The organism is Eisenbergiella porci (genome assembly GCF_009696275.1).
Lineage (GTDB): Bacteria > Bacillota > Clostridia > Lachnospirales > Lachnospiraceae > Eisenbergiella > Eisenbergiella porci.
Genome location: NZ_VUMI01000022.1, coordinates 41754 through 60291, shown reverse-complemented (window position 1 = coordinate 60291; position 18538 = coordinate 41754). Strand labels below are relative to the sequence as shown.

At 49.3% G+C, this 18538-nt stretch carries 17 protein-coding genes; 10 read left to right on the top strand and 7 right to left on the bottom strand.

Annotated features, from left to right (window positions below; all coding sequences use genetic code 11):
• Positions 1 to 92: 92 nt before the first annotated feature.
• The 3 genes from FYJ45_RS14425 to FYJ45_RS14415 all read right to left on the bottom strand — a co-directional run bounded on the left by FYJ45_RS14425 (position 93) and on the right by FYJ45_RS14415 (position 4747).
• On the bottom strand, positions 93 to 980 hold the full coding sequence (locus FYJ45_RS14425) for a carbohydrate ABC transporter permease (protein WP_154465292.1): 888 nt from the start codon (positions 978 to 980) through the stop codon (positions 93 to 95).
• Between the two features lie 4 nt (positions 981 to 984).
• Positions 985 to 3312 (bottom strand): ABC transporter substrate-binding protein, encoded by a 2328-nt coding sequence (locus tag FYJ45_RS14420; protein WP_154465291.1) that lies wholly within the window; start codon positions 3310 to 3312, stop codon positions 985 to 987.
• A gap of 292 nt (positions 3313 to 3604) precedes the next feature.
• Positions 3605 to 4747 (bottom strand): metallophosphoesterase family protein, encoded by a 1143-nt coding sequence (locus tag FYJ45_RS14415; RefSeq protein ID WP_025488067.1) that lies wholly within the window; start codon positions 4745 to 4747, stop codon positions 3605 to 3607.
• Between the two features lie 459 nt (positions 4748 to 5206).
• Between FYJ45_RS14415 and FYJ45_RS14410 the strand changes: the two genes are divergently transcribed.
• Together FYJ45_RS14410 and FYJ45_RS14405 are read left to right on the top strand one after the other, a co-directional pair.
• Entirely contained in the window at positions 5207 to 5509 is a 303-nt protein-coding gene (locus FYJ45_RS14410) for an alkaline phosphatase family protein (RefSeq protein ID WP_154465290.1), read from the top strand.
• Between the two features lie 155 nt (positions 5510 to 5664).
• Positions 5665 to 7221 (top strand): ABC-F family ATP-binding cassette domain-containing protein, encoded by a 1557-nt coding sequence (locus tag FYJ45_RS14405; protein ID WP_154465288.1) that lies wholly within the window; start codon positions 5665 to 5667, stop codon positions 7219 to 7221.
• Between the two features lie 50 nt (positions 7222 to 7271).
• Here FYJ45_RS14405 and FYJ45_RS14400 read toward each other — a convergent pair whose 3' ends face one another.
• Positions 7272 to 8147, bottom strand: a complete 876-nt coding sequence (locus FYJ45_RS14400) for a VanZ family protein (protein WP_154465286.1) — start codon at positions 8145 to 8147, stop codon at positions 7272 to 7274.
• 550 nt (positions 8148 to 8697) lie between these two features.
• Between FYJ45_RS14400 and FYJ45_RS30085 the strand changes: the two genes are divergently transcribed.
• Both FYJ45_RS30085 and FYJ45_RS14390 read left to right on the top strand, forming a co-directional pair.
• Positions 8698 to 8853 (top strand): hypothetical protein, encoded by a 156-nt coding sequence (locus tag FYJ45_RS30085; RefSeq protein ID WP_207708423.1) that lies wholly within the window; start codon positions 8698 to 8700, stop codon positions 8851 to 8853.
• Between the two features lie 29 nt (positions 8854 to 8882).
• On the top strand, positions 8883 to 10124 hold the full coding sequence (locus FYJ45_RS14390; RefSeq protein WP_154465282.1) for a RelA/SpoT domain-containing protein: 1242 nt from the start codon (positions 8883 to 8885) through the stop codon (positions 10122 to 10124).
• 367 nt (positions 10125 to 10491) lie between these two features.
• On the opposite strand, the gene nth is transcribed toward FYJ45_RS14390, so the two are convergent.
• Positions 10492 to 11118: an endonuclease III gene (gene nth / locus FYJ45_RS14385; RefSeq protein WP_154465280.1), complete on the bottom strand. Its 627-nt coding sequence runs from the start codon at positions 11116 to 11118 to the stop codon at positions 10492 to 10494.
• A gap of 209 nt (positions 11119 to 11327) precedes the next feature.
• Between nth and FYJ45_RS14380 the strand changes: the two genes are divergently transcribed.
• Together FYJ45_RS14380 and ilvD are read left to right on the top strand one after the other, a co-directional pair.
• Positions 11328 to 12077, top strand: coding sequence for a FadR/GntR family transcriptional regulator (locus tag FYJ45_RS14380; protein ID WP_154465278.1), 750 nt, complete (start codon positions 11328 to 11330; stop codon positions 12075 to 12077).
• Between the two features lie 147 nt (positions 12078 to 12224).
• Positions 12225 to 13946 carry a dihydroxy-acid dehydratase gene (gene ilvD / locus FYJ45_RS14375; RefSeq protein WP_154465276.1) on the top strand — a complete coding sequence of 574 codons (1722 nt, stop codon included), beginning with the start codon at positions 12225 to 12227 and terminating at the stop codon, positions 13944 to 13946.
• Here the strand turns inward: ilvD and FYJ45_RS14370 are convergent.
• Together FYJ45_RS14370 and FYJ45_RS14365 are read right to left on the bottom strand one after the other, a co-directional pair.
• A complete protein-coding gene (locus tag FYJ45_RS14370; RefSeq protein ID WP_154465274.1) occupies positions 13917 to 14309 on the bottom strand; it encodes a hypothetical protein in 393 nt (130 codons plus the stop codon). The genes ilvD and FYJ45_RS14370 overlap by 30 nt on opposite strands.
• Positions 14310 to 14321: 12 nt before the next feature.
• Positions 14322 to 14717 carry a phosphotransferase gene (locus FYJ45_RS14365; RefSeq protein WP_154465272.1) on the bottom strand — a complete coding sequence of 132 codons (396 nt, stop codon included), beginning with the start codon at positions 14715 to 14717 and terminating at the stop codon, positions 14322 to 14324.
• A 32-nt stretch (positions 14718 to 14749) separates the two neighbouring features.
• On the opposite strand from FYJ45_RS14365, the gene FYJ45_RS14360 reads away from it, so the two are divergent.
• The 4 genes from FYJ45_RS14360 to FYJ45_RS29600 all read left to right on the top strand — a co-directional run bounded on the left by FYJ45_RS14360 (position 14750) and on the right by FYJ45_RS29600 (position 18510).
• On the top strand, positions 14750 to 15436 hold the full coding sequence (locus tag FYJ45_RS14360; protein WP_154465270.1) for a hypothetical protein: 687 nt from the start codon (positions 14750 to 14752) through the stop codon (positions 15434 to 15436).
• Positions 15437 to 15833: 397 nt separating this feature from the next.
• Positions 15834 to 16787, top strand: coding sequence for a CPBP family intramembrane glutamic endopeptidase (locus tag FYJ45_RS14355; protein WP_154465268.1), 954 nt, complete (start codon positions 15834 to 15836; stop codon positions 16785 to 16787).
• 231 nt (positions 16788 to 17018) lie between these two features.
• Positions 17019 to 17342: a PadR family transcriptional regulator gene (locus FYJ45_RS14350; RefSeq protein ID WP_154465266.1), complete on the top strand. Its 324-nt coding sequence runs from the start codon at positions 17019 to 17021 to the stop codon at positions 17340 to 17342.
• Positions 17343 to 17355: 13 nt separating this feature from the next.
• On the top strand, positions 17356 to 18510 hold the full coding sequence (locus tag FYJ45_RS29600) for a permease prefix domain 1-containing protein (RefSeq protein WP_195841819.1): 1155 nt from the start codon (positions 17356 to 17358) through the stop codon (positions 18508 to 18510).
• Positions 18511 to 18538: the final 28 nt, after the last annotated feature.

Genomic DNA, 18538 nt, shown 5'->3' with positions numbered 1-18538 from the left:
TTGCCGTCTGTCTGCATATCTTTCCGGCCAGGGCATATATATGCCCGCTTTTCTTCCTTCGATTTTGGATGCCAACACCCCTCATATGCCTTTCACTCTCCTTCGTCCCACAGCTTCTGCAGAAGCAGTATCGCCGCGAACAGTATAAAACCCAGGATAACTGCTGCCGCCGCCATCTTGTCAAAATCCAGATTTGTAAACCAGTTATTGAACAGATGCTGCAACAGATACATGCTTTCATCCGGATACGATCCTGCCACCAGATAAGCCTCCCGGAAGGCCTTGAAAGTATTCAGGAAGGAAAGCACGGTAATCGTATAAAGGACAGGTTTCAGATTGGGCATGATTATCTTGACAAAGCACGTGAATTCCCCGGCCCCGTCAACCCTGGCCGCTTCCCGTATCTGCGTGGAAATGGACAGGATTCCCGTAAGCCACAGCACTACCGTATACCCGAGATTTTTCCATATGTAGCTGAACACCAGCACCCAGAAAGCCGCGCCCGTCCCCATATAATCAATGTCAAACACAGGGGCGCTTTGCAGCACCCCTGCGCTGTATGCCGCTTCCCCCAGCCTGGTAAGAAACAGATTCAAAAACCCCTGCCTGTCAAAAATCAGCTTCCAAACCAGCACTACCGTGGCCGCCGGCACCGCCATGGGAAAGAGAAAGGCAGATTTCAGAAAATGTATCCGGGTAAAACGGCTGAGAAAACAGGCGATAATCAGGCCCAGCCCGATGAGCAGCGGCAGGCAGACAAGAACTAATTTTGCCGTATTTCCCGCTGCCAGCCAAAACGCCTTATTTTCAAATACCTGTTTATAATTGTCAATTCCTCTGAATTCCCCTGTCACCGCGGTCGTTAAGGAACGCCTGCAGACATCCGCAAAGGGGGCCAGCACAAACACGATGACCCCCAGAAAGCTTGGAAGCAGAAAATACAGACAGGCAATATTCTTGTTTCTTCTTTGTTTCCTCATTTTCCTATTCAGCCAGATACAGCTGTACCTTCTGCTTTATCTGCGCCACTCCTTCTTCCACACCCAGTTTGCCGTTCAGCACCTGTGTGCCTGCCGCCACAACGGCCTGTTCAATTCTGCTGTCAGGAAGATAAGGCGTATCCAGGGAAGAAACCAGATTCTTCAGGCTTTTTTGTTCCTCTTCATTGGGCCAGTACAAATCCAGCATGAGCACGCTTCCGTCCTCCTTTGCAATATCATAGGCGCCAAACGGAGTGTCCAGATCCATTTCCGTATAGAACATCCGATCAAAGCTGGCCTTATTTACCGGATACGGTTCCTCCTGTGAGGCCATTACCTCGTAGGATAAAAGCGTCTGTATAAAATCCTTCGCCATTTCCGGCCGGGCCGCTTTGGTGGATACGCCCATAATGGATTCCGCCTGGAAAACCTTTGAATTCTGGAAGGAAGGCGTAGTAAAGACGATTTCCTTTCTTACCCTGGGAATAGAAATTACATTGGTAAAGTCAAGGCTCACCTGCTGAGTATTCCCCAACCCGAACTGTTCCTGGGATCTTGTCAGGAAATTCATAATACTGAAGGAAATATCAAGCGCGGTTTCCGCGTAGCTTCCGCCTTCATCCCCTCTGCTTCTGTTGGATTCCAGGAAATCCTCCATATCGCTTTCGGAGATGCCGCTTATTTCCGCATCATAAATCCGTTTTGCCTGGGTTAAAAATTCCTGTACCGCCGCCTCTTCCAGTGTACCATCCTCCCTGCTCCATGAAGGCTCACAGGCCAGGGCCAGCATACGGAGTACAATATCAGGCTGATAAGCGGACAGAATGGAACCATCCGGGCTTTCCGCCCTGAGTTTTTCACAGGCATCCGCGAAGGATTTTAGATCCTGGATTCCCGCCAGGGTTTCCTGTTCTCCCACAAGAAGGGGGATCCGGAAACGGGTGGGAAGCGCGTAAATTTTTCCATCTTTTTCAAATGCTCTTGTGATATTGTTAAAGAACTCTTCCTTTTCCTCTGCTGCCTTCAGAGTATCACTTAAGTCGGCCAGCATTCCCTTTGATAAGTAGGAATCCAGCGGAAGTCCGTCCAAACAAAGCACATCAGGCCCTTTTCCCGCCATGATTTCCGTATTCAGCGCTTTGACTGCATCCTCTGCGGTCAGCCCATTATCTCCGGACATGCCAACCTCATATCTTACATAAACATCATTGTGCTCCTTCTGATAAGCAGATACCGCCTGCTGGATGGTTCTGTCTTTCTTCAGGCTGTATACAAGCAGCTCCTTATCCGGTACGGAAGGCACTGTTTCATCAAAAGCAAACCGGGAAACACCGCTTCCTAAAAGCATGAGGAATACAGGCCCGTCCTCTGCAAGCATACCGTATTTGGCTACGGAAGGATCTGCCAGGGAGCAAAGTCCGCCTTCCAGCAGCAGCTTTATGCCCTCTCCCTCCTTATAGCTGTAAATACCTTCGTCACAGCCCAGGTACAGGTTGTTTTCCTTATCTAATGCGGCAATGAACTTATAATTTCCGCTGGTATAAAAAATCGTATCCATACCATCGGTCATCTGTTTTTGCACAAAGCTGTCCAGCTCGTCATCCTGTTCCAGGAGTTCTCCATTGACATAATCATAGCTGTAGGCCCTGGTAGTCGTAAATGCCGCCATCCGTGTTTCCGAAAAACAGGCCAACTCCACGTCCCCTTCCGTGTCAAACAGCCTAGTTAACGCTCCGTCCTCCTGATTGATTTCATAAACGGCTCCGCCCTGGCTGGCAAACAGTCTGTTATCCGGTGTGTACCAGCAATTTGTGAGGATTTCATAATTGTCCAGATTAAAGGGGACCGGAAGATCCCGCATCTCTCCTTCCGGAGAAACTATCATATAGCGGTAATCCATTTTAAACAGATTGTCAGTTTCTGATGCCTGTTCCGTTTCCTCATCAGCCGATTCTTCGTAGCTGCTGTACATTAAAAACAACGTGCCGTCCTTCGCCATTGCAGCAGTCATATAGTAAGCGTTTCCAACCATTCCCATCCAGTCGTCGTATTTCCTTGTCCAGGTTCTGCCTTCATCCTGGGAAATGCAGGGGCCGTTATTATAGTCAAATATCTGGAGACTGCCGTCCGTCAGACGGGTTATTCCGGCATTGCGCATCATATCCTCCGGCATCCCCACCGCTTCCTCCATATATCTCCCCATGGTTTTTCCGCTGCCGCCTGTTTCCGGTTCTTCCTCCGATGTATTTCCCGCTCTTCCTCCGCAGCCTGTAAAAAGCATGCCCGCTGTCAAAAGCAGGGCAAGCGTTTTCATTCCCGGTTTTCTTTTCATAATAAATTATCCTTTCCTCAGGCCTTGCTGTCCTGTTTTCTTTACCCTGATCTTAAAGGACAAATCTTGTTAAAATTCCGATAAAACTCTTACAATTTTCTTACAATCCAATTCCTTCGCCCAACCGTTTCCTGTTCGGCTTTTGCGGCGCGGTATTGCCAAATGCGGCATTTTGCTGTTTTACGGCGTATGCGGACTTTCCTGAAGGCTCTTGATTTTGCAGGATGTCTTTTTCAGGGAAAAAATAACGGAGGGCACCTTTTTCCGGTGTCCTCCGCCATGTCTTTTTATTCTATTTCTTTCCGCCGTTCTTTTTGGCCGCGCTCCTTAACGTCTGCACCACCGCTATCGCCAGTCCGGTAAAAAGCAGATACTTTTTTACCTTTTCCAGCGCCTCCTCTCTGGTAGCCGGGATATGGCTGTATACAAAATCCCGAAAGGGATGCGACGGCCTGCTTCCCACCAGTTCCTTATAGGTCAGCAGCCTTGTCTCATAGTCCGCCGGATTTTCCTCATGGAATATCAGTTCCCTGACCGCCCGGCTGACACCGTCGCCATAATCATGAAAACCGCAGGAGGGCGTATAGCCCAAATCAATTCCGCCCCAGTTTCCCACAAAGCTGTTTCTGTGATCATGACCGCAGTATACGGCAAAAATATCTCCTTTTTCACGAAGGCTTTCAAATTCCCTGGCATTGTTGTCAGGCGCGCTTACCGCCTCCCGGAAGCTGCCGCCATCGCATTTTTCCTCATCCAGAAGGTAATACTCGTTGGCATGGGTACGGTAGGTACGGATTGCGCCCCTGGTTTTCTTATCCACTCTGCGCAGAAGCCGGTAATACTCGGGCATGGGAATGTGCTGGAACACAATTCCCGGCACCAGGCCGCCATGAACCTGCGCGAAGGTATCCCTTGCCGCCTTGTACCAGTAGATCTGCTTGGGATGGAGGGTCTGACAGCCACCGCCGGCGGCGTCACCCTGGGAATCCAGCAGGTAAACGGCCATCACCGTCTTTGTCTCTTCAAAATTCTGTATCCCTATGGCAAAGGTGCCTTCCTCCGGCCCATGAAGTATCTCCTGTCCCCGGCTGTTCAGCCAGTCCACACAGCCCGGAATTCTGCGGTAAATTCCCATCTGTTCCTCGTTGCTCATTCCGCTCTGCCTGTCATGGTTCCCAAAGGTTACGGCAAAGGGGATGCCCCTGGACACAATCGGCTCCAGTATGCCCCGTATTGCTTTTTCTGTCTGCCCGGGCTTCTTCCTGAATGCACGGCTGTAGCCCTTCAGCTGATCACCGGTGAGCACCACCAGATCCGGCCGGGCCGTATCCAGCGCTCTTCTGATAAGCGCCATGGTATCCTCCGACGCCTCAGGCAATTCCTGTATATCTGCAAACTGTAATATATGAAAAGTTCCATCTTCCCTGAACTTCATTTCATCAGCTCCTTTCTTTCCTTTTCCAACATGTTATGTAAACTTCCTCTCAGGAGGATGCCGCATTTTCCCATTTCTTCCACCCATCATATACGTATATATCCATATTTACAACAAAATACATAAAATCTTAAAGAAAGTTTCACTCAGATTTAACATAAGGGGGGTGGGGCCCCGGTTCGCCTTCCGGACTTTCGGGGTCCTGGCCGCCGCTGGGGGTTGGCCCCCGAAAGTCCGGAAGGCGAACCGGGCGGGCAGGCTATGAAGGGAGGACGGGAAGGGAGGGATTATTATTCGGGAAGTGGATGGGGGTGCAGAGACAATAACCAGGTGGATATGCCTGGATTTTGGTATCAGCGATCACATTCATGAGCTGGTGGCGGTGCAGCGCGCTCTTATTGATATTTTGGATCAGATAATAGTGCAGGCTGGCAAAAGGCGGACAGAAAGGCACAGTATATGAATCAGAAAGTAATCCTCATCCTTGCGGACGGTTTCCGTCCCGATGCATTAACCACCTGCGGCCATCCTTATGGACAGCGGCTGCTGAAGCTGGGAAGTTATTCCCTGGAAACAGAAACCGTTTATCCTTCCGTTACGCTCCCCTGTCATATGTCGCTATTCCACAGTGTTTCACCTGATCGTCACGGCATTCTTACCAATACCTATGTTCCTCAGGTCCGTCCTGTAAACGGGCTGTGTGAGCAGCTGGCCGCGGCCGGGAAAACCTGTGCTTTCCATGTCCGCCATGATCCGCGGTGAAAATAATCGTGCGGTAGCTGCGCTGATAAACCTCTGGTCAACAGGCGTTTCTTATGATATACTTGCGTCGTCGGACGCTCCGCAACGGCACTTAACCGCCGGAACGGGCCGCTCCCGCATAGAACATTATAGCTGTATTATAGGAGAATGTCCGTATGAGTATTTTAAATGTTGAACATCTTTCCCATGGCTTTGGAGACAGAGCCATTTTTCATGATGTTTCCTTCCGCCTGCTCAAGGGAGAGCATATTGGCCTGATCGGCGCCAACGGCGAGGGGAAATCTACCTTTATGAATATTATCACCGGAAAGCTTATGCCTGATGAAGGCAAAGTGGAATGGGCCAAAAATGTCCGTGTGGGCTATCTGGATCAGCACACGGTACTGGAAAAGGGCACTTCCATCCGGGAAACTCTGGCTTCCGCCTTTTCCTTCCTGTTTGAAATGGAAGCTCAGATGAATGAAATATGCGATAAGATGGGGGAAGCCACCCCGGAAGAGCTGGAAGTATATATGGAAGATTTGGGCACAATCCAGGATATGCTTACCATGCATGATTTTTATATGATAGACGCCAAAGTGGAGGAAGTGGGGCGCGCCCTGGGCCTTGCGGATATCGGACTGGACAAGGATGTGGCCGACTTAAGCGGCGGGCAGCGCACCAAGGTTCTGCTTGGCAAGCTGCTCTTGGAGAAACCCGATATCCTTCTCCTTGACGAACCTACCAACTATCTGGATGCAGAACATATCGAATGGCTGAAACGGTATCTGAACGATTATGAAAACGCCTTTATCCTGATATCTCATGACATTCCTTTTTTAAACAGCGTTATCAACCTGATTTACCACATGGATAACCAGGCCCTGACACGCTATGTAGGGGATTATGACAAATTCCAGGAAGTCTATGCCATGAAAAAGTCGCAGCTGGAGGCCGCTTACAACAAGCAGCAGAAGGAAATTGCGGATCTCAAGGATTTTGTAGCCAGAAACAAAGCACGGGTCGCCACCAGGAACATGGCCATGTCCCGTCAGAAAAAACTGGATAAAATGGATGTGATTGAGCTTGCCGGCGAAAAGCCTAAGCCGGAATTTCATTTTAAAGAGGCCCGTACCCCCGGCCGTTACATTTTTACCACGCAGGATCTGGTGATCGGTTATGACGATCCGCTTTCCACGCCGCTGAACCTGTCCATGGAACGGGGTCAGAAAATCGCCCTCATCGGTTCCAACGGCATAGGTAAAACCACGCTTTTAAAAAGTATACTCGGCCTGATCCCGCCTCTTTCCGGCGCCGTAGAGCAGGGGGATTATCTGAGCATAGGCTATTTTGAACAGGAGATGCCGCCGGATATATCCACCAGCTGTATTGAGGAAATCTGGCAGGAATTCCCCGGTTTCACCCAGTATGAGGTCCGCTCCGCCCTGGCGAAATGCGGGCTGACCACAAAACATATCGAAAGCATGGTAAAGGTCTTAAGCGGCGGCGAGCAGGCAAAGGTACGTCTGTGCAAGCTCATCAATAAGGAAACCAACATCCTGCTTCTGGACGAGCCTACCAACCATCTGGACGTGGATGCAAAGGCCGAACTGAAGCGCGCGCTTCAGGAGTACAGGGGAAGCATTCTCATGGTTTGTCACGAACCTGAATTTTATGACGGGCTGGCAACCGATGTCTGGGACTGCACCAAATGGACGACAAGGGTATTCTGACTTCTGCAGGTTATTCCGGCGGAGATTCCCCTCCGGATATCCTTACTGATTTACCGGAGTCCATACCAAAGGTTCCAGAGAACACTGCCAAGCAACGGCTGCAGGGTCATCATAATAAGAATGACAATGGCAAAGGAAAGCTCCATCTCGTATCGGCAGACGGGACTTTCCGCGCCGGAGCTTTTATTTCCGCAGCTTTTATTCCTACAGCCTTTACTGCCGCAGCATTCCTCATTCACAGTCTGTGCCTTCATACAGGCATCCTCCGCATTTCCTTGCACATTTCCTTCCGCTTTCGCCTCCTGACCGCCTGCTTCCTCCACTGCCCACAGACTTCCGGGCTCCGGCTTTTCTCCCACGCCGAACCTGCCGCACGTCCTGGGAAAAATACGGTTTATTGCCAGAAACAGCAGATATCCCAGCCATGTGCCCATAGTATTCATAAGCAGATCATCAATATCTGTAGCCCGGAAGGAGAATAACTGCGCAGCCTCAATAAACAGAGAAAAGAGGAAGCCGATGCTCACCGTCTTTTCCACCATCTGTTCCCGCCGCCAAAGCAGAGGGACAAGAAATCCCAGTGGTATAAACAGCAGCGTGTTTTCAAAATATTGTCTGGAATTACTGAAAAATTCCGCCATAGGAATCATATTGATATTAGCGTCAAAATGAAATTCCTGAAACGCCGGCACCCCTGTCAGCGTCAGAATACCAGCCAGCAAAAATGCAAACAGAAAGACACCCGCCGTATGCCATCCGCTTATTTCACACTTTCCTTTCCCCTGAGCCGTACTGCACTGTGCCATACCCTTTTGCGCCGTGTTGCGCATCCTTTTATGCACCGTGCCCTCCAGCCATCCCAGAAAAGGAATGGAAAGCGCCAGTCCGCTGCCGGCTCCTATTGCCAAATTCAGGATAAATAACATTCCCTCATCCTCCCCTTTCAGACAGTTTTCTTTTATCTGTTTCCATCATAACCTGTTAATTATAAAACTTTCTTCACTTCCCATTAAGATTCTCTAAAGATCAGGCTATTTATTTCTGTATAGACACCGTTCAGGCTGCCGTTCGTTTTTTATTGTATATTTGCCCGTACTCCATTATAATAAAAACAAATTGATATGAGGGATAGTTATGATGATTACTGAAAAAATGATTCCAAATCCAAAAGGAAAATAATAATATGCGCTGTTGCCATCGGCATCCTGGCGACTGTAAATATAGTTCTGCTTATTTTGTTGCTGCAGTCCGGCGGAGGGCCGGGCAGGCACGGCGCCGTAAATGTGGGGATTACTGAAAATCCGGCCGTTATAAGCTCCCGCCTGGAAGAAAGCAAAAAGCCGGATTCCATCCTTCAGAATGTGCTGGAACAGTTCCGCAGCATCCGGGAAGAAAAGGAAAAGCAGGCGGGGTCAAGAATTCCTTACCCTTCCCTGCGATCTCACCGACATCAGTGTCGGCCCGGATGAGACCTCTGTGGAGGAAGGCATTTATCTGGATATTTATGAGGATTTGAATGAAACAAGGTTTTTATATTCCACTGACTATGACGATTTGATTTTTGAATATAAAGCAAATACGATCATATATGCCGATGGCGGCCAGTCCCTGCCCAATGAGGATTGGCTGTGACCGTGAGACACAATTAAGAGGCAATCAATATGGATCTGATAAATCAATTTATAGAAAATTACAAGAAGAAAATAAACTTTTACGAAACAGCAGGACGCATTGCCGCCGAAATGCTGGAGGATGCCCTGCGCTCCTCCGGTATCCGCGCCATGGTAACCTCGCGCGCCAAGAGCCCCAGCCGGCTCAAAATCAAGGTGACGCAGCGGAATGAAAAACGGGAAACTCCCTATAAAAACATGAGCGAAATCTATGCGGATATCGCCGACCTTTCCGGCGTACGCGTGTCCCTCTATTTCCCCGGCGACCGTGCCAAAGCGGATCGGGTCATCAACAACCTGTTTACAGTGGCTGAAACCAAGAAATTCCCAGTGCAGTCCAAACAGCCTTCCTACAACAAACGTTTTTCCGGCTACTGGGCCACCCATTACCGGGCTTCCATGAAGGAAGATTCCCTGGATAAAACCCGGATAAAATATGCCCCTGTCCGCCTGGAAATCCAGGTAGCGTCCGTTCTGATGCATGCCTGGTCGGAGGTGGAGCATGATTTGGTTTACAAGCCGCTTCAGGGCACCCTGTCCGATGAAGAGCTCGCCATCCTTGACGAACTGAACGGTCTTGTCCTCAGCGGCGAGATAGCTCTGGAACGGCTGCAGGCTGCAGGAAACGAGCGAATCCAGAGTAAAAATACATCCTTTAACAACCAATATGATCTGGCGGCTTATCTTTACAATTATCTGAGCACCCGGTATAAGCGGATGGATATCGAACCGCGCATGGGAAATGTAGAACTGCTTCTGCGTCTGATGGGACGGCTGAAAATAGCCAACGCCAAAGAGCTTGAACCGATTCTGAAGTCCACAAAGCTTGTCAACGACAAGCGGACCATCTCAGAACAGCTCTCCGACCAAATCATCTGCGGCAATGAAAAACGCTATCATCTTTACATGGAGCTTCGCGCCCCCGGAGAAAAGCTGAGCAAAGAGCAGTACCAGGCCATGGAATACTTCATGAAGCCATGGATTAGCCTGGAAACCATTCTCGGCAGGCTGACCCTGAAAAGCAATCCCAAGGCAAGAGGCACCTTTAATGTGAACAGCCTGAAACGGATGAAGGTACTTTCCAAGGAAAACCTGGACCGGGTGGTTGCGTTGCGGAACGCCCGGAATGTCCTCGTCCATGGAATAGAAATTCCCGATATGGCCGCCCTTATAAAAATGGGTGACGATGTGCGGGAAATCCTTTCCCAGCTGGCGGCTTCCGGGAATACATAAGCAGTTGTTTTTTATAATGTCCTGGAAAATTGCAGGAAAAAGACGTTGGCCGTTTATCAGCCAACGTCTTTTTATATAAGAATATATGAATTTATAATAACTGTTCAGCAGGTCAACGCATCTACCGCGCTGACCATAAGAAAGTAATTCAGGAATGTTACAAACGCTTCCTTTCAGAATTTTAGTTCGTCCTTTTTCATGCTTCAAATGAATCATCTCATGCCTCAGCAGACGCTGGAATAAAAGCAGTTCCGTCTACCCCGGTCTTTTCCGCAAGAGCTGCAAAAACATTCTACAGGGAAGCTGTTAATTCAATCATCACTTTTTTCTCTGATCATTAACCCACTTTACCAGTTCATCTATTTTATCACAAATTTTTCTCGCACCATTCCTGAAGCGGACATTGTGTACATTTGGCATTACGCGCTGTACAGATCTCCCTTCCCAGATAAATCAGCTGAAAATTAATCCGGTTCCAGTGATCCTTGGGCAGAACCTTCATCAATTCCTGTTCCGTCTGCTGGGGGTTTTTCCCTTTTGCCCATCCCAGCCTATGGGAAATCCGAAATACATGGGTATCCACCGTAACCCCGGGAATCCCATAAGCATCCGCGAGAAAAAGCGTGGCCGTCTTTCTTCCCACGCCGGCCAGCTTCAGCACTTCTTCCAGCTTATCCGGAACTTTCCCGCCATAATCTTTTACAAGCTGTTCACAACATTTTTTCATGTTTTTCGCCTTATTTTTATAAAGCCCCACTGACCGGATATATTCCTCTATCTCTTCCACCGGGGCCTGTGCCACTTCCTCCGCCGTCCGGAATCTTCCAAACAGATCGGGAAGGGCCTCATCCACCTGTTTATCCGTGCTCTGGGCGCTGAGCATTATCGCTGTCAGCAGCTGCCAGTCCTGATTATGATAAAACCCGTCTTTTGTAGTACCATAAATCTTATCCAGAGTCTCCAATATATGCTGTAGCTTCTCTTTTTTTGTCATCGGTGTTTTCCCCCTGCTGACTGTTTTCTTCATCTGTGTTATCATGAAATAACGGGCTTCAGAATCTCCCGAAGCTCCCGTTGCTGCAAAATGGCTGCTATACTATTTATTATAACGGGAATGCCGGCAGGACGCAACTTGGAGGTTTTGCCGCACAGCGGATAGCTGGCGGCGGCATCTGCCCGCTTCCCTTCTTATGGAGAAAAAATATGGACGGTTTTTCCAACCTGAAACATGCCCTGCTTGCGGAGCAGGTCCAGGAACAAATCTATCAGTTTATACTAAACACCCCTCTGCCTGTCGGTGCGCGCCTTCCCAATGAATTTGAACTGGGCCGGAAATTCGGCGTGGGGCGAAGCACTGTCCGGGAGGCGGTAAAGCTGCTTGTTTCCCGTGGTATTCTGGAAGTGAGAAGAGGTTCGGGAACCTATGTAGTTTCAACCACTCCCGCAGACCTGGAGCCGCTGGGACTGAGAAAAGCAGAGGATAAAATGGCACTCGCCCTGGATTTGGCTTATGTACGGATTATACTGGAACCGGGAATTGCAGAAATGGCCGCCCTTAAAGCCCGTCCCGCAGACGTAGAAAAGCTGGACAGCCTGTGCCGCCTCATCGAAAGACGAATTGCCAGGGAAGAAAGCTACATTGACGAGGATATTGCTTTTCATACCTGCTTTGCAGAATGTTCCGGCAATATCGTGGTAAAGCAGCTCATTCCCATCATTGATACTGCCGTCCTGATGTTTGTCAATGTAACCCACCGCCGGCTAACCAAAGAAACCATCCAGACCCACCGCGCCATTACGGATGCCATTGCAGAACATGATTCCATCGGCGCCAAAACAGCGATGCCGATGCATATGATTTATAACCGGGATATGATAAAGCAATTGATAAAAGAACAGGAAGCTCCTGCCCTGGCCCACCCAAACCATAGGGATAAAGCAAAAGACATCTGATGATTTATATTTTGCTCCGCAAAACAAGGAGGAAAATCCCTCTGCTCGCCAGAGGGCTCGCATTTTGCTCCGCAAAACAAGGAGGAAAATCCCTCTGCTCGCCAGAGGGCTCGCATTTTGCTCCGCAAAACAAGGAGGGATTGACAAATGGAATTGAATAGTCAGCGGGTCAGGGCACTGGCCCCGGAAAACGATCCACTGAAAATCGGCATGGGTTGGACGGTTGAGGATCTTGATAAGCCGCAGATTCTTGTGGAAAGCACCTTCGGGGACAGCCATCCGGGAAGCGCGCATCTTAATCTTTTTGTGGGAGAAGCCATGAAAGGGATCCGGGATTCGGGCGGCAGGGGCGCGCGTTATTTTACGACGGATATCTGTGACGGAATCGCCCAGGGGCATGACGGAATTAACTATTCCCTCGCCCACCGGGATATGATTGCCAATATGATTGAAATACATGGCAATTCCACTGGTTTTGACGGCGGTGTATTCATCGCCAGCTGTGATAAATCCGTTCCGGCCTGTCTGATGGGGCTGGCAAGGCTTAATATGCCCTCCATCGTCATTACGGGGGGCGTCATGGAAGCCGGACCCGACCTGCTTACTCTGGAACAAATCGGCGCTTATTCCGCAATGTGCCAGCGCGGCGAAATTACTGAAGAAAAGCTTACCTATTATAAACAGAATGCATGCCCCTCCTGCGGCGCATGCTCCTTTATGGGAACCGCTTCCACCATGCAGATTATGGCGGAAGCGTTGGGATTGATGCTTCCCGGTTCAGCACTGATGCCCGCCACCTGCCCGGAGCTGAAGGAGATGGCCTATAAAGCAGGCAGACAGGTAATGGAACTGGTTAAAGCAGGGCTGAAGGTAAGTGATATAGTAACAATGGAAGCCTTTGAAAACGCGATCATGGTTCACGCGGCTATTTCCGGCTCCACCAATTCCCTGCTGCACATCCCGGCAATGGCCCATGAGCTCGGCATGGAAATCGATGCGGACACCTTTGACCGGATGCACCGCGGCGCCCACTATCTCCTGGATATCCGCCCCGCAGGCAAATGGCCCGCACAGTTTTTCTATTATGCAGGCGGCGTGCCTGCCGTCATGGAGGAAATAAAATCCATGCTTCATCTGGATGTCATGACGGTCACGGGAAAAACCCTGGGAGAAAACCTGGAGGAGCTGAAGCAGAACGGTTTCTATGAAAAATGCAGCGTATCCCTGGAAAAATGGGGGCTGAAGCGTACGGACGTCATACGCCCCTTTGATAATCCCATCGGTTCGGACGGAACCGTTGCCATTCTCCGCGGCAACCTCGCCCCGGAGGGCTCTGTTGTAAAACACTCCGCCGTACCTGCCGAAATGTTTCAGGCAGTTCTTAAAGCCCGCCCCTTTGACTGTGAGGAGGATGCCATCGCCGCTGTTTTATCCCGGAAAATCCGTCCCGGAGATGCGGTCTTTATCCGTTACGAAGGGCCTAAGGGAGCAGGGATGCCGGAAATGTTCTATACTACGGAAGCTATTTCTTCCGATCCGGGGCTTGGCAAATCCATTGCACTGATTACAGACGGCAGATTTTCAGGCGCCTCCAAAGGCCCTGCCATCGGCCATGTTTCTCCGGAAGCCGCTGACGGCGGACCGATTGCCCTTGTGGAAGAGGATGACCTGATACGTATTGACATTCCGGCCCGTGTGCTGGAGATCATCGGCGTCAAGGGCCGGGAGCTTCCTCCAGAGGAAATAGATAAAATTCTGGAAGAACGAAGAGCTAACCTGAAGCCCAGGGAGCCGAAATATAAAAAAGGAGTGCTGAAAATTTACTCCGAACATGCGGTTTCACCCATGAAGGGCGGCTACATGGAGTAAACCTCTCCGCTTAAGTTTACGGGCTGTCAAAAGGGAACCCCGGCCTTTCCGCCGCAGGTTCCCTTTTATATCAGTTCCATCCACATTTCTCACATTGCTCCCGCCATTTATACAGCTCTCCAACTGGCAGTCGAAAAATTCATCATCCACACAGTCCATGCCGAATACTTCAACAATCGTGTCCTGCAGGGCAAAATGGTAAAGTGCGATCAGATCATAAAATGCCGCCTCCTCCGGCATAAGTTCACTATATTTTAAATACGCAGGCAGAAAACGGGCAAACACCTCACGGGATTTCTCATAGCCGTTCTCCTGAAACTCAAAATAATCGGTCATATTACAGATTAATACCGGATCATACATGGGAAAACCTCTTCAACCCTGGGATACGCCTTTCGCGCTGTGAAATTTCCCCAGCAAAGCACCAATTGCCTCCGCATCCTGTTCTGTATCCACTTCTTTGCCTTCTATGAACTCATACAGAATATAAAGATGCTCTCCGTCTTCTTCACTCGTATGGACACGAGGTGAGCCATCTCGGGTAAAAATAACCGGCGGCACGGAAAATCCCTGTTTCATCAGAAATACATGAATCTCCAGTGATTTATGCACCGTATCAAAAAACGCTGGTTTCGTAATCCGCAGGAAATACTTATCCCTGCCGGAAAATACAGCATAAGCCATACTGCCGCTGTCCCGTACAAACTCCAGACTGTCAAAACACACGGGATAATGCTCATTCAATATTTCCAGAATCTTTTCCTTCTCCATTTTTTTCCCTCTGTTCTTCTTATGAAAAATATATGGGAGAGGCCGTATCCTCCTGTATGTTCAACAGCATGGGCGGCAGCTATTTTCAGGGAATTTTTGAAAAGTGCGGCTATGCCTCCACCTTTGTAAGCCTGGAACAGCTTTGTTCCAACAGGGAAATGTATCTGCAGACGCTTATGGCCTATATTGACAAAGGCGTACCCGTCATTGCCATCACCCGTTTTGGCGGGGACGCTCCCTGGGGTATTTATGCAGGTTATGAGGAATACGGCAGAACCCTGCTTTATTTTTTGGGTGATAAAACGGAGCCTGAACGGATTCCCGCACAACAGGCAATCGATGAACAACAGACAGCGACCTATGCCGGCCAGGGCTGGCTGTTTATCGGTGAAAAGAAGCGCACAGTGGATTTGGCGCAGATCTACAGGAACATTATTATCGATATGCCCCGGCTGCTCACCGTAAAAACGGACGGGTTCTGTTTTGGCCCGGAAGCCTTCCGCGCCTGGGCTGAGAGCATAGAAAGCGGAAAATTCGACGCTATGAGCCTTGAAAGCTTTGAGGACGGCTGGGATTCCCATATCAGCAATATCTGCAACATGGCGACTAATGGCAGCTGTGTTTTTACCTTTCTGGACAGAGCGCGGGAACTGAATCCTGATTTTGCCTTCCTCGAGGATATCGGCAGACAGTACAGGCGCACGGCGGAACTGGAATAACGACAACGGAAATGATTTGGAAGCCCTGGGTGGAGGCTTTAATGTCACTCTCCCCAACCTCCAGGACAAAACCAGGCGCGGCAAAATTGCCGCAAAAATAAGGGAGGCCGCCGCATGTATGGATAAGGTACTTGAAATTCTGCACGCCAATCTGCCTGAACATCCGTAACAACTGACGCCTGCCAGCATCTTCTCTTGATTTTTCCCCCACTGCCCTTTACAATAAGAGAAAAGCGGCCCTTGAGCCACTTTTCTCCAAAGGAAACTGCTGCGTTCCTCCTTTTCCTCATGGAAGGAGTGAAAATGTGCAGTAAAGTGACGCTTATTACAGAAGATATGCTCGCAGGTGTTTATCATCGGATAAAAACCTGCCGGAAGTGTCGGAACAGGAGCCTTAATGCTTACAAAAAAGCAAAAAAATACGCTGCTTTACATTCTGTTTGTTTTTATTTTGTGCTCTGCCGCCATGGATTTCGAATTTCTCGTCCTGAAAACGGACGAAACCTTCCTGGCGGAAAATATATTCTGCAAGCTCTTTGCCCTCCTCATGATTTATCTGTGTCTGGAAGACCGGAAACTCACCTGGAGAAGCATCGGCCTGCGCCGCAGCGGTATTACCAAAGGTATGATTCTGGGTTTTTCCATCGGTATTATTACCTTCACGGCCTCATATCTGGTGGAATTCATCCTACTTCTTATCCTTGGCAAATCTCCCAAGCCTGGTTTTTACCTCACCAGTTTTTCCCTGACCAACCGGACAGCCACCAAACTTACCGTCTCAGCGATCCTTATCTGCATTGCCGGAAATATCATAAATGTACTGGCGGAGGAAGGCCTTTTCAGAGGGCTTTTCTACAAGCTGGGCCGCCGCGCCCTTTCCGTAAAATACGCCAACCTGCTCCAGGCGCTGCTTTTTAGCATCTGGCATCTGATTACGGTTGTTGTATGGTACAGGCAGGGCAGCCTGACAATTCCCTCTGCGCTGCTTTTCGGTGCCGGCTATCTCCTCACCGCCGGTATCTCGGGCTTTGCATGGGGCCTGTGCGTCACGCTCACCGGTACTCTCTGGACAGGTATCTTCCAACATTTTTTTAATAATGTTATCGGAAGCTTCCTGCATGTGGTCACAGCTACAGGGACAGATGAGCTTCAGATATTCCGGCTTGCGCTGTCCAATGTGCTTTCCCTCCTTCTTGTCATACTGCTTGCAAAACACAAAAAACAGCCGGCCGGCCGCAGGCAGCGCAGCATGAAATCCATGCATTCCAACGCAGGGCAGCGCTCAAAATCTTCAATCCCCACTGCCGGAAAGGCATCAAAACCAGGACGGCGCAAACGGCGGGGCAATTAACCCCGATATAAGCCGCCGAAGCATAACCGCATACTGAAACATTCCCCCGGAAGCTGCCGCTTTTGCAGTCTTCCGGTTTTTTTATTACAAAATAGCATTGACATCCACAGATTACCTGCTATACTGTAATTACTACGACAGACATAGTACGACAGATGAAGTAGAAGAAAAAGTTCCCTTGGCCTGGCAGATTGTTTCCGCCGCCTGCGGAAGTTAAAAGGAGCTGATGAGTTGATAAGCAGTGATGTCATCCGCGGCTACAATGATACCTTCATTCTTTTCTTTCTGCTGGACGGCCCCTCTTACGGCTACGAGATTTCAAAGCATATCAGAGAGCAGTCCGATGGAAAATACATTATTAAAGAGACGACGCTGTACTCCGCCTTCACAAGGCTTGAGAAAAACGGTTATATTGAATCCTTTTCCGGGGATGAGACAAACGGAAAGCGCCGTACATACTACCGCATTACGGAAACCGGCCGGCGTTATTATGTGGAAAAGTGCGAAGAGTGGAAAGTAACCAAGGAAGTTGTTGAACAGTTCATACGTCTGTAAAGAAAGGAACCATATGGAAACGATTAGAATTTATCTGGAAAATATGTTTAGCAGATTACCCCGTACTCCTGAAATAATCAAACTGGAGAACGATATGCTCCGGACAATGGAAGATAAATACGAAGAATTAAAGATGGAAGGCAAATCGGAAAATGAAGCCATAGGAATCGTTATTTCCGAATTTGGGAATATTGATGAGCTTATTGATGAGCTGGGCCTGCTTTCCACAGCCGCAGAGAACGGCGTCGGCAACGGAAACGGCGGTTTCCGGGAAACAGGGAATTCTGGAGACGCCTCCGGCAGCCGTCAGGCGGAAGGCTTTGCGGACTATGACAGCGGGGATATTTACCTGTCCAGGGATCAGGTGGAACAGGTAATCTCCGATACGAGAAAATGCCACCGCATGATGGGCATCGGCATTGCCCTCTGCATTATCGGCCCTGCTTTTATGATACTTCTCGGCGGCATATTTTCACCTGACAGTCCCACCGCCGCCGGATTTATTCGTGATTTTTCCCGCCTTCACGGGCTGCTGACTCTGTTTCCCCTGTTTCTGGGCCTGGCCGTCGGGCTGAGTCTGATTATTTACGGAAGCAGCAGACTGGAGCAGTACAAGTTCCTGAAGCATTCCAACCTGATAGTAAGCCCTTCCCTCCAGTCGTTTATCATGAGTATGCAGGCTGATTTCCAGCCCCAATATGCCGTGATTACAACAATAGGCATTGTGCTGTGCGTGCTTTCTCCCTTTATCCTGATTATCATTTCCCAGATTGGTGAATCCACCTTCCTGGGCGAGGAAAACGGAGGGACCATCGGGGTTTTCTTCATGCTTCTCTTTATTGCCATCGCCGTATATCTCTTTGTAACCTCCAACGGCGAAGAAGAAATTTATAAAATTCTGCTGCAGGAAAAGAAACGGAAGGCGGAAAAAAAGGAAGAACACTTCACCCATTCCTCAAATAGCACAGCAAAGACGATATCCCTGATCCTTTCCGTCTACTGGCCCCTTGTCACCTGCTTTTATTTTGTATGGAGCTTCTTTATCGGCTCCTGGTCAACCAGCTGGCTCATCTGGATTCTGGCCTCCGTTGTCAGGAATGTCCTCAGCTCCGTCCTGAAGGATCTGGAACCGGAAAAGAAAAAGAAAGAAAAAAAGAAGGAAGCGTAGCCTGCGCTTCCTTCCTTTTACTGCAACG